Source organism: Aeromonas sp. Y311-2 (genome assembly GCF_027706025.1).
GTDB classification, from domain to species: domain Bacteria; phylum Pseudomonadota; class Gammaproteobacteria; order Enterobacterales; family Aeromonadaceae; genus Aeromonas; species Aeromonas veronii.
This window is the reverse complement of sequence record NZ_JAPDCL010000014.1, coordinates 1-12,780: the sequence shown is the minus strand read 5'-3', so window position 1 is coordinate 12,780 and position 12,780 is coordinate 1. Positions and strand designations below refer to the sequence as shown.

The 12,780-nt window shown below is 61.1% G+C and carries 12 protein-coding genes; 6 read left to right on the top strand and 6 right to left on the bottom strand.

All coding sequences use genetic code 11. The annotated features are described in order from the left end of the window. Positions 1-25: 25 nt before the first annotated feature. The 4 genes from OKC42_RS13905 to asnS form a co-directional block, all read right to left on the bottom strand. The gene (locus OKC42_RS13905; protein WP_270657329.1) at positions 26-682 is read right to left on the bottom strand and encodes an adenine nucleotide alpha hydrolase; all 657 of its coding nucleotides are present in this window, start codon (positions 680-682) and stop codon (positions 26-28) included. A 174-nt stretch (positions 683-856) separates the two neighbouring features. Continuing rightward, positions 857-2,200 (bottom strand): anaerobic C4-dicarboxylate transporter, encoded by a 1,344-nt coding sequence (locus tag OKC42_RS13900; RefSeq protein ID WP_005337916.1) that lies wholly within the window; start codon positions 2,198-2,200, stop codon positions 857-859. Positions 2,201-2,574: 374 nt separating this feature from the next. Next, positions 2,575-3,330, bottom strand: coding sequence for a substrate-binding periplasmic protein (locus tag OKC42_RS13895; protein WP_270657330.1), 756 nt, complete (start codon positions 3,328-3,330; stop codon positions 2,575-2,577). A 110-nt stretch (positions 3,331-3,440) separates the two neighbouring features. Continuing rightward, on the bottom strand, positions 3,441-4,841 hold the full coding sequence (gene asnS / locus OKC42_RS13890) for an asparagine--tRNA ligase (protein ID WP_058055992.1): 1,401 nt from the start codon (positions 4,839-4,841) through the stop codon (positions 3,441-3,443). A gap of 200 nt (positions 4,842-5,041) precedes the next feature. Here asnS and OKC42_RS13885 point away from each other — a divergent pair, with 200 nt between their 5' ends. After that, positions 5,042-5,386 (top strand): hypothetical protein, encoded by a 345-nt coding sequence (locus OKC42_RS13885; RefSeq protein ID WP_005359354.1) that lies wholly within the window; start codon positions 5,042-5,044, stop codon positions 5,384-5,386. 9 nt (positions 5,387-5,395) lie between these two features. Here OKC42_RS13885 and OKC42_RS13880 read toward each other — a convergent pair whose 3' ends face one another. Together OKC42_RS13880 and bioA are read right to left on the bottom strand one after the other, a co-directional pair. Then, a complete protein-coding gene (locus OKC42_RS13880; RefSeq protein WP_075115475.1) occupies positions 5,396-6,208 on the bottom strand; it encodes a HAMP domain-containing protein in 813 nt (270 codons plus the stop codon). Positions 6,209-6,384: 176 nt separating this feature from the next. Beyond that, complete coding sequence (gene bioA / locus OKC42_RS13875) at positions 6,385-7,659, bottom strand: adenosylmethionine--8-amino-7-oxononanoate transaminase (protein ID WP_201936832.1); 1,275 nt, start codon at positions 7,657-7,659, stop codon at positions 6,385-6,387. Positions 7,660-7,852: 193 nt separating this feature from the next. Here bioA and bioB point away from each other — a divergent pair, with 193 nt between their 5' ends. From bioB to htpX, 5 genes are all read left to right on the top strand, one after another. After that, a complete protein-coding gene (gene bioB / locus OKC42_RS13870; protein WP_270657331.1) occupies positions 7,853-8,941 on the top strand; it encodes a biotin synthase BioB in 1,089 nt (362 codons plus the stop codon). Further along, complete coding sequence (gene bioF, locus OKC42_RS13865; RefSeq protein ID WP_270657332.1) at positions 8,938-10,134, top strand: 8-amino-7-oxononanoate synthase; 1,197 nt, start codon at positions 8,938-8,940, stop codon at positions 10,132-10,134. The genes bioB and bioF overlap by 4 nt, the downstream gene beginning before the upstream one ends. Beyond that, positions 10,127-10,942, top strand: a complete 816-nt coding sequence (bioC, locus tag OKC42_RS13860) for a malonyl-ACP O-methyltransferase BioC (protein WP_257124643.1) — start codon at positions 10,127-10,129, stop codon at positions 10,940-10,942. Before bioF ends, bioC begins: the two co-directional genes overlap by 8 nt. 59 nt (positions 10,943-11,001) lie before the next feature. Next, the gene (gene bioD / locus OKC42_RS13855) at positions 11,002-11,679 is read left to right on the top strand and encodes a dethiobiotin synthase (protein WP_005337893.1); all 678 of its coding nucleotides are present in this window, start codon (positions 11,002-11,004) and stop codon (positions 11,677-11,679) included. A gap of 113 nt (positions 11,680-11,792) precedes the next feature. Then, positions 11,793-12,665: a protease HtpX gene (gene htpX / locus OKC42_RS13850; protein ID WP_005337890.1), complete on the top strand. Its 873-nt coding sequence runs from the start codon at positions 11,793-11,795 to the stop codon at positions 12,663-12,665. The last annotated feature ends 115 nt before the right edge of the window (positions 12,666-12,780 follow it).

Here is a 12,780-nt window from a genome sequence, read left to right as displayed (position 1 = left end):
GAGCGGGCCAGATGGCTTGCGGCCGTTACCCCTGCGGTTCGGCCAGATAGGCCAGGTGATCCTGCCGCGCCACCAGCCAGCCATCAAGGCGCAGCGGGGCGGCAAAGCCCGGGCCGTCAGTCACCATGGTGTGGTACTCCCCCTGCTCGCCGCTGGCATCGAAGCCTTCGCGCTCGGCCAGTTGTTGCAACTCAGCGAGGGTGGCGGCATCGAGGGGGCGTCCAGTCCACTCGGGAGCCAGCACCCGGGTATCGACGCAGGAGAGGTGGGCGACGATGCCGCGTGTCAGCAGATCCGCCAGCAAGGCTTGACGAGATTGCTGCCAGAGCGGGGTGTGGACGGTGAGCCCCAGCGGCTGGCAGCGTTCGCGGATCCAGTTAGGCGCACCGCCCACGCTGTCGATATCGCCGGTCACCACCCCGTCGAGGTTCCACTCCTGCTGCAAGCGGCTCAGCGCCGTCTCATAGCTCTGCTCGAACGGCGCTTCTATGGTGACCAGCAAATGGGGCAGCCCGAGGGCTTCCGCCTGACGGCGCACCAGCGGCAAGGGGTGAGCCAGAAATCGGGGCTCTGGCGGCGCAAAGGTGGCCAGTGCCACCAGCTGATGGCCCGCTTGGCGGGCATGACAGAGGGCCAGCATGGCATCTTTGCCACCGCTCCAGAGCAGGATGACGCGAGACATGGATGAGATTCCAGTGGTGAACGAGGGGGCATGCTACCCAGCGGCGGGGGCAGAGGTAAAGGCATAGTGTCCGGAAATGGCGGCGGGGAAGTGGTTGAGGTAACTGAGCGGGGAAAAAAGCAGGCCCCCGAAGCGGGGGCCTGTATTGCAATAGCGTGGTAAACGCCGCTGCGATTAGAGCAGGATGCTGGTGAGGATAAAGCCCAGCGAGCAGGAGGTCACCACCCCGATCAGCCCCGGAATGATGAAGCTGTGGTTGATGATGAACTTACCGATGCGGGTGGTGCCGGAGCGGTCGAAACCGATACAGGCCAGATCGCTCGGGTAGGTCGGCAGCACGAAGTAGCCGTAGCTGGCCGGCAGGAAGGCGATCAGCAGTTTCGGCTCGACACCCAGCGCCAGACCCATGGGGGCGATGGCGGTGAGGGCGGCGGCCTGGCTGTTTACCAGCTTGGAGATGAGGAACAGCACCAGGGCGTAGGTCCAGGGCTGGGCCTGTACCACATGGGCCAGGGTCTCTTTGAGCAGCGGCATGTGGGCCTGGAAGAAGGTCTCACTCATCCAGGCAACCCCGAATACGGAGAAGATGGCGACCATGCCTGCCTTGAAGACGGCACCGTTGGCGATCTCGCCCGGCTTGACCTTGCAGCGCATCAGGATGATGGCACCGGCGATCAGCATCATCATCTGGATCACCAGGTTCATGGAGAGCGGGCCGGTCTTGTCCTTGATGGTGAACACCGGACGCAGACCTTCGTTAGCGCCGAGCAATACCACGGCAGCGATGGCTGCGAAGAAGATCCAGGTTGACCAGTAGGCCTCTTTCGGGAACTTGGTGTTAAGCAGGGTTTCGCCACCACCGTAGATGAAGGCGCGCTGCTCCGGGTCTTTTATCTTGGCCTGGAACTCTTCGTCCTTGTCCAGATCCTTGCCGCGACGCAGGCTCCACAGGGCAGCCACGATGACACCGGTCAGGGAGGAGGGGATGGCGATCATCAGGATGTCGAGCAGGCCGTAAGCCTGACCGATACCGTGACCGGCCGCCAGAATGGAGACCATGGAGACCACGGCAACGGAGACCGGGGAGGCGCAGATGGCCATCTGGGAGGCAACGGAGGCGACAGCCATCGGGCGCTCGGGACGGATGTTCTTCTGCAGCGCGATGTCAGCGATGATGGGGAACATTGTGTAGACCACGTGGCCGGTACCGCACAGGAAGGTGAGGGTCCAGGTGGTGAGCGGCGCCAGGATAGTGATGTATTGCGGGTGACGGCGCAGCAGACGCTCGGCCACTTGCATCATCAGGTTGAGGCCACCGGCAGTCTGCAGGGTGGCGGCACAGCCGATCACCGCCAGAATGGTCAGCATTACCTGAACAGGCGGTTCGCCCGGCACCAGGCCGAAGACGAAGGTCAGCAGGAAGAGACCGATACCACTGATGAGACCGAGTCCCATGCCCCCAAAGCGGGTACCCAGCAGCAAGCAGCCGAGTACCACTAAAAATTCCATCAAGATCATTCCGTTACCTCGTGTGATTCAACCCATATTGCCGCGGGTAGCCTGAACCATGAATTGTCATTGTCTGTTTTATTTAGCCCAAAAGGGTTAGTTGCTATTCTGCTCCCCTGAAAAAGTGAAAAAATTGAGTTACTTCAATAACTCGATGAATTTTTGATTAAACCACTTAAAAACCACGTACTAACAAAAACATTATTTTTGTCACCGAGTGGTATCACTCGGGGCCAAGCCATCCGGTGGTCATGGTGGCAGCACAGTGCGGCAACAGGGCTACAGGGGAGGGGCATAAAAAGGGCTCGATTGCGGCAGAAGAGGATGAAAAAGCAAGCGCTCAGGCTATTTTTGCCAGCAAGGGCTGACTTCGGCGGGTTGGCTCACTTGGCCGCAGGTGCTTGCTGCAGATAGCGGCGCTGATAATCTTCGCTCAGCTTGGCAATATCCAATCTGACAATGGCCTGCGCCACCCGTTGCTGCAACGCCTGCTGATCGGGACGAAACATGATGTGCAGGCTCTTGTGTTCGAGGATCTTCGGGTGAAATTGCAATCCGGCGCTGCTCAGCTTGCGATCATGGTTGATGAGCCAGTGAAAGACATCCCGGTCGATCACCGCCAGATCGAGCCGGTCGCGCTGCAATTTGCGCAGGTTGAGCAGGTCTGCATCGACGGCGGCAGTGTTGAGGCGCTTGCTGGCCATCAGGGCATCGAATTCACGGGTGTTGACGTATCCCTCCACCACGCCGATCCGGTAGGGGGCGAGATCCGTGAGCTGCTGCCAGGGGATGGGGGGGCCTGAACGCTGCGCCATGCCCAGCACGCTGTCGCCCACGCTGGGGGAGCTGCGCCACAGGGTCGGCAGGGTGTCGGAGAGGTACTCGGGAAAATAGCCGCTATAAGGCTGGGTCGGGTCGGCCGCCAGCCGCACCGCCCGCTGCCAGGGATAGAAGTCGAACGTCACTTCCAGTCCCGCTTCGGCAAAGGCGCGTTTGACGATATGACCGGTGAGGCCGCCATCGGGCAGGCTCTGGCTAGTGTAGGGTGGCCACTCCAGGGTGGTCAGACGAACGGGCTCGGCCCACAGTTGAACAGGTATGCAGGACAGCAATAGCGAGAGCAGCAGGCGGTATCCCATAGGCGACGAGTTCCTTGTGCCGGTTGATCCTGAGTATCACCCATAACGGTGACAATAAAAAAGCCGACCCACAGGTCGGCTTTTGTAGTGCAGTGGCAAGATGCCGCTGATCAGAACTCGGCGGTACGCGGAGTACGCGGGAACGGGATCACGTCGCGGACGTTGCCCATGCCGGTCACGTAGACCACCAGACGCTCGAAGCCCAGACCGAAGCCGGAGTGCGGCACGGTACCGAAGCGACGCAGGTCGCGATACCACCAGTAATCTTCCTTGTTCAGGCCCATCTCGGCCAGGCGGGCATCCAGCACGTCCAGACGCTCTTCACGCTGGGAACCACCGATGATCTCGCCGATGCCTGGTGCCAGTACGTCCATCGCGGCAACGGTCTTGCCGTCGTCGTTGAGGCGCATGTAGAAGGCTTTGATATCTTTCGGGTAGTTCTTCACCACCACCGGAGACTTGAAGTGCTCCTCGGCCAGATAGCGCTCATGCTCGGAGGAGAGATCGATACCCCAGGAGACCGGGAACTCGAACTTCTTGCCGCATTTTTGCAGCACTTCGATGGCGTCGGTGTAGTCGATCTGGGCGAAGTCGGAGGAGACGAAACGCTCCAGACGGCCGATGGCATCCTTGTCCACGTGCTGGGCGAAGAACTCCAGATCGTCGCGACGCTCGGTCAGTACGGCGTTGAAGACATACTTCAGCATGGCTTCGGCCAGTGCGGCGTTATCTTCCAGATCGTTGAAGGCCACTTCCGGCTCAACCATCCAGAACTCGGCCAGGTGGCGGCTGGTGTTGGAGTTTTCAGCGCGGAAGGTCGGGCCGAAGGTGTAGACCTTGGAGAGCGCGCAGGCATAGGTTTCGGCGTTCAGCTGGCCGGATACGGTCAGGAAAGCCTCTTTGCCGAAGAAATCTTCGTTGTAGTCCACCTTGCCGGCGTCGGTGCGCGGCAGGTTTTCCATGTCCAGGGTGGAGACGCGGAACATCTCGCCGGCACCTTCGGTGTCAGAGGCGGTGATGAGCGGGGTCGCAACCCAGAGGAAACCCTCTTCGTGGAAGAAGCGGTGGATGGCTTGCGCCAGGCAGTGACGAACGCGGGTCACGGCGCCAACGATGTTGGTGCGCGGGCGCAGGTGGGCCTGTTCACGCAGGTATTCGATGCTGTGGCGCTTGGCGGCCATCGGGTAGGTGTCCGGATCTTCGACCCAGCCGACTACTTTCACCTCGGTCGCCTGCAGTTCGAAAGCCTGGCCGCTGCCCTGAGAGGCGGCAACCACGCCAGTCACTTCCACGGAGCAGGCAGTGGTCAGACGCAGCACTTCATTCTCGTAATTGGCCAGGGTATTGGGGACAACTGCCTGTACCGGATGGAAACAGGAGCCATCGGAAATGGCCAAAAATGAGATCCCCGCCTTGGAATCACGGCGAGTCCGGATCCACCCTTTGACAGTTTGGGTGGTGCCGACCGGATACTTACCGGCCAGCACATCTACTACGGATGCGTGCGTCATCGAAATATTGTCTCCAGCTTGTTCTTGCAGCGCTATTTGCAACACTAGGGAGTCTGGCCCGGGCACAGATGGCCCACCATGGCAGACTAAGCCGTTAATCTTACCCGCGCGGGTTTGATAAACAAGCAAAAATGTCGGACTCTGGTGGGGTTTTCGGCATGGTTCACTCAACAAGAGTGTCACGGGCGCAGGAGAGGTGGGTGAAAGATCGGCGGCATGGGCCAGATTGGCTGACACGGGTGTTGCAGGGGCTGGTGATGCTCTGCTGGGGCGGCTTTATCGTGCTGCTCTCCCTTTACCACTATGCCCGGCCCGAAATTGCCTACGGTTTTCTGGTCTATGGCGGGATCGAGGTGCGCGATTATTGGGACCCGGCCCTTACCCCCTGGCTGGTCTACGGGCTCTGGAGCTGCTGCGCCCTGACGCTGGCGGTGTTGCTGCTGGAGCGCAAGCGCAGCCGCCGTCAGGATGACTCCCGGCATGTCAATCTGGCCATCCTGCTATTGGTGCTGATCGCCAGTCTGCTTTTCTACTACGTCGGTTAAGCGCCCGCCTCAGCGGGGCTGATCCGGCTCCTGCCTGCTGGCCTTGGTGCGCTTGCCGAGCTGGCGCTCCACGCTGTCGAGCATCTGGTTGTAGGCCACCGCCACCCGGCCAATCTCGTCGCCGTCATCCCCCTCCAGCCGGTGACCGAAGTCGTGCAGGTCGGTGGCCTCTTCCATGGAGCGGGTCAACTGGTTGAGAGGGCGCACGATCCAGGTGCGGATGACCCAGAGGGTCAGCAGCAGTCCCATCCCGAAGATGCCGGTGAGGATCAGCGCCGAGGTGAGGATATTCTGCTCGACCCGGGTAAACAGCGAATCGAGGGAGTAGTCAAAGCGTACCGCACCAAGCACGGTGTTCTCCGGCACCAGATGACAGCTGGTGCAGTCGGTGCCGCGAAAATCCTTCTTGGCCAGCAGCGGTCGGGTGACCACCAGACGGCTGTGCATGCCGTTGTGCACCACCTCCAGACTCCCTTTGCCCACCAGAGCCAGCTCATCAAACTCATCCTTTACCTGTTCGGTCTCCCGTCCCGGCCCGAACTGTTTGCTCACCGCGTCGCCACGGACGATGCGGGCATCCTCCACATGGGCATGGTCGAGAAATTTGCCGCGCAGGGTATCGCGGGCATCCATCTTGCCGGTCAGCATCAGCATGTTGAGGCCGTCGAAATAGGCTTCGGTCTGCTCGCGGCTCTGCTCCTTGATGAGGGTCAGGATGAGATCGCGCTCGCGCACCGCCTGATAGGCTGCGGAGAAGACCAGTACCATGGAGAAGATGAAGAGCAGGAAAAAGTTGATTTTGGCAGCAATGGAGAGGCGCATGAGCAGTCTTTCTTGATGGTAAAACCGCAGCAGTTTACCCCTCTTGGGGCCTCAGGTCTGGTGTTTTGCTCACATTACGGCAAGTGAAACTGCACTGAAGTGGATAAAGTTGCCCTCTTTATATATCAAATGCGGGTAGTCAAACGGGCGGCTGCGATGGCCGCCCGCTGCATGCCTTAAAACTCGCCTTCGGTAATGGCCTGACGGATGGCGCCGGTCAATACCCGCAGCTCTTCAGGGGTGATGACGAACGGGGGCATCAGGTAGATCAGCTTGCCAAAGGGGCGGATCCAGGCGCCCAGTTCGACAAACTTGCGCTGGATGCGCGCTACATCCACCCGCTCTTTCATCTCCACCACCCCGATGGCGCCGAGCACTCGCACATCCGCGACCGCCGGGTGCAGGGTCAGCTCTACCAGTTCGGTACGCAGCTGATGCTCGATGGTGCGCACTCGCTCCTGCCACGGTGAGGCGAGCAGCAGATCGATAGAGGCGTTGGCCACCGCGCAGGCGAGCGGGTTGCCCATAAAGGTGGGGCCGTGCATAAAGACCCCCGCCTTGCCGTCACAGATGGTGCGGGCAACATGCTCGGTGGTCAGGGTCGCCGAGAGGGTGAGGTAGCCGCCAGTGAGCGCCTTGCCCAGACACATGATGTCGGGGCTGATCCCCGCCCAGTCGCAAGCAAACAGCTGGCCGGTGCGGCCAAAGCCGGTGGCGATCTCGTCGGCAATCAGCAGCACACCGAACTCGTCGCACAGGGCGCGCACCCACTGCAGGTAGCGGGGGTGATAGAAGCGCATGCCGCCAGCGCCCTGCACTATGGGCTCAAGCACGATGGCGGCGATCTCTTCGTGATGATCGGCCATGAGTGTCGCCAGCTCCACCACGCACTGTTCATCCCACTCGGCGTGGAAGCGACAGCTGGGCGCATCGACAAAATAGTGTTCCGGCAGGAATCCCTTGTAGAGCTCATGCATACCGCCATCGGGATCGCAGACGCTCATGGCGCCAAAGGTGTCGCCGTGATAGCCGCTGCGCAGGGCGACAAATTTGGCTCTTGGCGTTCCCTTGGCGTGCCAGTACTGCTGGGCCATCTTCAGCGCCACTTCCACTGCCACCGAGCCGGAATCGGCCAGAAAGACCCGATCAAGCCCCTTTGGAGTGATCTCCACCAGCTTGCGGCAGAGCTCGACCGCCGGGGCGTGGGTGAGGCCGCCAAACATCACGTGGGACATCTTGCCGAGCTGGGAGGTGGCGGCAGCGTCCAACTCCGGCACCTGATAGCCGTGCACGCAAGCCCACCAGGAGCTCATGCCATCCACCAGTTCACGGCCGTCGCTGAGAGTGATCTTCACCCCTTTGGCGCTGACCACTTCATAGCAGGGTAGGGGGTGAGTGAGGGAGGTATAGGGGTGCCAGATGTGGTGCAGGTCGAATTCTTGATTGGTCATTTGTTGTTCTGTTGTCAATTGGTTTGATCTGGTCGGTGTTGACAGTCTACGCGTGCTCTCTACACTAGCCAACAATTTCAGCCACTTGGCACTGCGCATCACCCTGAGCGCGCAGGCCCGGCGGCGGGTTTTGTGGCCGTCCATCCCAAGATGGCGGGCGCAGGATCCCACTAATAACAACCGGAAGCCATGTATGAATGCTCTCACCGCGGGCGGTCACGCCCTTCGTCATGACTGGACCCTCGCCGAGGTTCAGGCCCTGTTTGCCCTGCCGTTCAACGATCTGCTGTTTCAGGCCCAGACCGTCCACCGCGCCCACTTTGACCCGAATGAAGTGCAGGTGAGTACTTTGCTCTCCATCAAGACCGGCGCCTGCCCGGAAGATTGCAAATACTGCCCCCAGAGCGCCCGTTACCACACCGGTCTTGAGGCCGAGCGGCTGATGGAGGTGGAGAAGGTGCTGGAGCGGGCCCGCGAAGCCAAGGCCAACGGCTCGTCACGCTTTTGCATGGGGGCCGCCTGGCGCAACCCCAAAGAGAAGGACATGCCCTACATCATCCGGATGATTGAGGAGGTGCGCGGGCTCGGTATGGAGACCTGCATGACGCTAGGGATGCTGACCGCCGATCAGGCCGCCCGTCTTGGCGCTGCGGGGCTCGATTACTACAACCACAACCTCGACACCTCGCCGGAGTTCTACGGCGAGATCATCTCCACCCGCACCTATCAGGATCGGCTCGATACGCTGGAGCATGTGCGCAGCGCCGGCATGAAGGTCTGCTCTGGCGGCATCGTCGGCATGGGCGAGCAGGCCAAAGACCGTGCGGGCCTCTTGATGGCGCTCGCCAACTTGCCGCGCCACCCGGAGAGTGTGCCCATCAACATGCTGGTCAAGGTGAAGGGAACGCCGCTGGAGAACGAGGAGAACCTCGATCCGTTCGAATTTATCCGCACCATCGCCGTGGCGCGGATCATGATGCCCGCCTCCCATGTGCGCCTCTCTGCCGGGCGGGAGAAGATGAACGAGCAGATGCAGGCCATGTGTTTTATGGCCGGGGCCAACTCCATCTTCTACGGCTGCAAACTGCTGACCACCCCCAACCCGGACGAGAACAGCGACATGCAGCTGTTCAAGCGGCTCGGCATTCGTCCCGCCCAACGGGTCCAGAAGCCTGATCAGGTTCAAGAAGAGGAGCTGCTGGCCGAGGTGAGTCGCCAGAGCGAACCTGCCGAAATGTTTTATGACGCCACCCGCCCCCGTGCAGGGGCTGCGCGGTCATGAACGGCCCTGCAGTAACGGGCCCCTTTGGGTTGGGCGCGGCGCTGGCCGAGCGCGAGCAGGTGGGTCTGCTGCGCAACCGCATCGCGACCGACGGGGCGAGTGGCGGGCGGCTCAGGGTTGCAGGGCGCGAATACCTCAATTTTTCCGCCAACGACTATCTGGGACTGGCAGATCACGGCGCCATCAAGGCTGCCTTCAACGCGGGGATTGAGCGTTATGGCACGGGCTCCGGCGCCTCACCGCTGGTGACCGGTTACAGCCGTGCCCACCAAGAGCTTGAGGAGACCCTGGCCGAGTGGCTCGGGGTGGAAGCGGTACTGCTGTTCAACTGCGGCTTTTCGGCCAATCAGGCGGTGCTCAAAGCCCTGCTTGGCAAGGAACACCTGCTGTGGCAGGACAAACTCAACCACGCCTCTTTGCAGGAGATGGGCAGCCAGCTCCCTTGCAAGATGAAGCGTTTTGCCCACAACGATATGGCGGCCCTTGAACGGCAGCTTGAGCCCAATCGTGGACTGATTGTCTCGGAAGGGGTGTTCAGCATGGACGGGGATCAGGCCCCTTGGCGCGAGCTCGCAACCCTCGCAGCCCAGAGCGGCAACTGGTTGATGATCGACGATGCCCACGGTCTTGGTGTGCTGGGGCCTGAGGGGCGCGGCACCCTGGCGGCGCAGGGAGTAAATCCTGCCAACGTGCATATCCAGATGGGCACCTTTGGCAAGGCGCTTGGCGTCGCTGGCGCCTTTGTCGGCGGCAGCCGCGAGCTGGTGGAGTATCTGGTCAACTTCGCTCGCCACTATGTCTACAGCACCCATATGCCCGCCGCGCAGGCTTGCGCGGTGAGCAAGAGCATCGAACTGGTGCGCGCGGCTGATGAGTCCCGCGCCCATCTTGGCCAGCTGATCGCTCGCTTCCGGCAAGGGGCAAAGGATCAGGGTTGGCAGCTTGGCGCGAGCGATACCCCGATCCAGCCGCTGCTGGTGGGGGAGAGCAGTGTTGCCCTGCAACTGGCAGAACGGCTGCGGGAACGCGGCGTCTGGGTGAGCGCCATCCGCCCGCCAACGGTGCCAGTCGGTACGGCCCGGCTGCGCATTACCCTGAGCGCGGCTCACCGCGAGCAGGATGTGGAGCGCCTGCTCGATGCCTTGGGGGTCTGCCCTGCAGTTACAACGCTTGGGGAGGCTCACTATGGCTGAGCGTTTTCAAACGGTCGACAAGGCGCAGCTTGCTCGCCGTTTTGGCGCCGCCGCTCGTCATTACGATGCCCACGCCCGCTTTCAACAGGAGGTGGGTCAGGCGCTGTTGGAATGGATGCCAGACAGGCTGGTTGGCACTGATCTGACGGTGAGCGGGCTGGATCTGGGCTGCGGCACCGGCTTTTTCTTGCCCCAGCTGGCGAACCGTTGTCACCAGCTGGTGGGGCTGGATCTCGCCCCCGGCATGCTGGCGCAGGCCGCCTTGCGTGGCAGCGGCGCCCGCCTGCTCTGCGGTGATGCGGAGCAGCTTCCTTTCGCCGACAGCGCGTTCGACTGGGTTTTCTCCAGTCTGGCGTTGCAGTGGTGCGAGCGTCCGGCCCAGGCTTTTGGCGAGTTGCTGCGGGTGGTCAAACCGGGCGGCCAGATCTTTTTCTCGACCCTGCTCGATGAGTCGCTCTGGCAGTTGCGAGCCGCTTGGCAGCAGCTTGATGGTCGCGCCCATGTCAATCGCTTCCTCAGCCTGCCACAATTGGAGCAGGCGCTGGCTAGCGCCGGGGTATCTGCTCCCGAGCTGCGTTGTATCACCTGGGATCTCGCCTATCTTGAATTGCCGCAGTTGTTGCGCGATCTCAAGGGGATTGGGGCCAATCAGATCAATGACAATCAGGGGAGTGCCGCCCCGGCCGGTCTGAGTGGTCGCGCCAGATTGCAGCAGCTGGCGCAGGCGTATGAGGTGTTTCGCCAGCCCGATGGCAGGCTGGTCGCCAGTTATCGGGTGTGCCTCGGCCGCCTCAGCAAGCCTCGCTGAGCGCCGGGAATCGCATTGTGTGCAGGGTAGTCAACGGGCCCTGCCAAGGAGAGAACCGTATGAAATCATTCTTTATCACCGGCACCGATACCGATGTGGGCAAGACGCTGGTGGCGCGCACCCTGCTGCGCGAATTCAGCGCACAGGGAATCAAGTGCGCGGGTTACAAGCCGGTCTCGGCCGGATGTGCTCGCACTCCGGACGGGCTGCGCAACCTGGATGCCGTTCTGTTGCAGGAGGCGGCGAGTCTGCCGCTGCCCTATGAGGTGGTCAATCCGTTCGCCTATGAGCCGCCGATTGCGCCCCACATCGCCGCCAGCGAGGCGCGCCAGCCTATCACCATGCAGGGGTTGAGCGAGGGGCTACGCAAGATTGAACAGGCTGGGGCCGAACTGGCGGTAGTGGAAGGGGCGGGGGGCTGGTATTTGCCGCTCGATCGCAAGCATCTGCTGTCGGACTGGGTCAAGCAGGAGAACATGGCGGTGATCATGGTAGTGGGGGCCAAGCTGGGTTGCCTCAACCATGCGTTGCTCACCTTTGCCGCCATTCGCAATGATCAGCTGCCGGTGGCGGGGTGGGTAATTAATCGGCTCCATGGTTCCATGAGCCATTATCAGGAAAATCTGGACACCCTGAGGGGCTTGCTGCCAGCTCCCTTCCTCGGCGAAATTCCGTTTATAAACAATCCACTTGAAGCCGATTTGCAGGGGCGTCTCGATATCTCGCCGCTACTTTGACGGCATATTCAGCGAACATTCATCGAATCTCCCTAGAATGTCGACATTAACATGATCAGGTGGGGATCCCGAGTGATCCCCGGTCATGTCCCTTATCTTCACAAGGAGTCTATATGAAGCGAATTATGCTATTCCTGGTGACCAACCTGGCCGTCATGCTGGTGCTGGGGGTGGTACTCAATATCCTGTTCTCGGTTCTGGGGATCAACAAGTCCAGCATTTCCGGGCTGTTGGTGTTCTGTGCCGTGTTCGGTTTTGGGGGTTCCTTTATCTCCTTGCTGATGTCCAAGTGGATGGCCAAGCGCAGCTATGGCGTCCAGGTCATCGAGCAACCCCGTAACGAGACCGAGCACTGGCTGGTGAGCACTGTGGCCCGTCAGGCCCGCGAAGCGGGTATCAAGATGCCGGAAGTGGGGATCTACGACTCTCCCGAGATGAACGCCTTTGCAACCGGCGCCCGCCGCGATGATTCGCTGGTGGCGGTCTCCTCCGGCCTGCTCTACAGCATGAGCCGTGACGAGGCGGAAGCGGTACTGGCCCACGAGGTGAGCCACGTGGCCAATGGCGACATGGTGACCCTGACCCTGATCCAGGGGGTAGTGAACACCTTCGTGATGTTCTTCGCCCGGATCGTGGCTGGCGTCATCAGCAACTTCTTCAGCTCCAACAACGAGGAAGAGAGCAGCAGTACCGGCGGTTTTGCCTACATGATCACCGTGTTCGTGCTGGAGATGCTGTTCGGCATTCTGGCCTCCATCATCGTCATGTGGTTCAGCCGTCAGCGTGAGTTCCGTGCCGATGCCGGTGCCGCCAAGCTGGCCGGTCGCGACAAGATGATTGCCGCCCTTGAGCGCCTCTCCCGCGGTGCCGAGCCGCAGCTGGAAGGCTCCATGATGGCCTTTGGTATCAACGGCAAGCGCTCCATGAGCGAGCTGTTCATGAGCCACCCGCCCATCGAGCAGCGCATCGCCGCCCTGCGTGGTTGATAGATGCTGAATGACGGGGGATAACCCCGCATAAAAAAGGCTCTGTCCCAATTACGTGTTGAAAGGCTAATCTTGAAGTAGGCCATCACCTTGAGGTCAACCATCATGGATACCC

Coding starts and splice junctions, on each gene's coding strand:
- OKC42_RS13905 (WP_270657329.1), bottom strand. CDS start 682: ATGTCTCGCGTCATCCTGCTCTGGAGCGGTGGCAAAGATGCCATGCTG.
- OKC42_RS13900 (WP_005337916.1), bottom strand. CDS start 2,200: ATGATCTTGATGGAATTTTTAGTGGTACTCGGCTGCTTGCTGCTGGGT.
- OKC42_RS13895 (WP_270657330.1), bottom strand. CDS start 3,330: ATGGGATACCGCCTGCTGCTCTCGCTATTGCTGTCCTGCATACCTGTT.
- asnS (WP_058055992.1), bottom strand. CDS start 4,841: ATGACGCACGCATCCGTAGTAGATGTGCTGGCCGGTAAGTATCCGGTC.
- OKC42_RS13880 (WP_075115475.1), bottom strand. CDS start 6,208: ATGCGCCTCTCCATTGCTGCCAAAATCAACTTTTTCCTGCTCTTCATC.
- bioA (WP_201936832.1), bottom strand. CDS start 7,659: ATGACCAATCAAGAATTCGACCTGCACCACATCTGGCACCCCTATACC.
- bioB (WP_270657331.1), top strand. CDS start 7,853: ATGAATGCTCTCACCGCGGGCGGTCACGCCCTTCGTCATGACTGGACC.
- bioF (WP_270657332.1), top strand. CDS start 8,938: ATGAACGGCCCTGCAGTAACGGGCCCCTTTGGGTTGGGCGCGGCGCTG.
- bioC (WP_257124643.1), top strand. CDS start 10,127: ATGGCTGAGCGTTTTCAAACGGTCGACAAGGCGCAGCTTGCTCGCCGT.
- bioD (WP_005337893.1), top strand. CDS start 11,002: ATGAAATCATTCTTTATCACCGGCACCGATACCGATGTGGGCAAGACG.
- htpX (WP_005337890.1), top strand. CDS start 11,793: ATGAAGCGAATTATGCTATTCCTGGTGACCAACCTGGCCGTCATGCTG.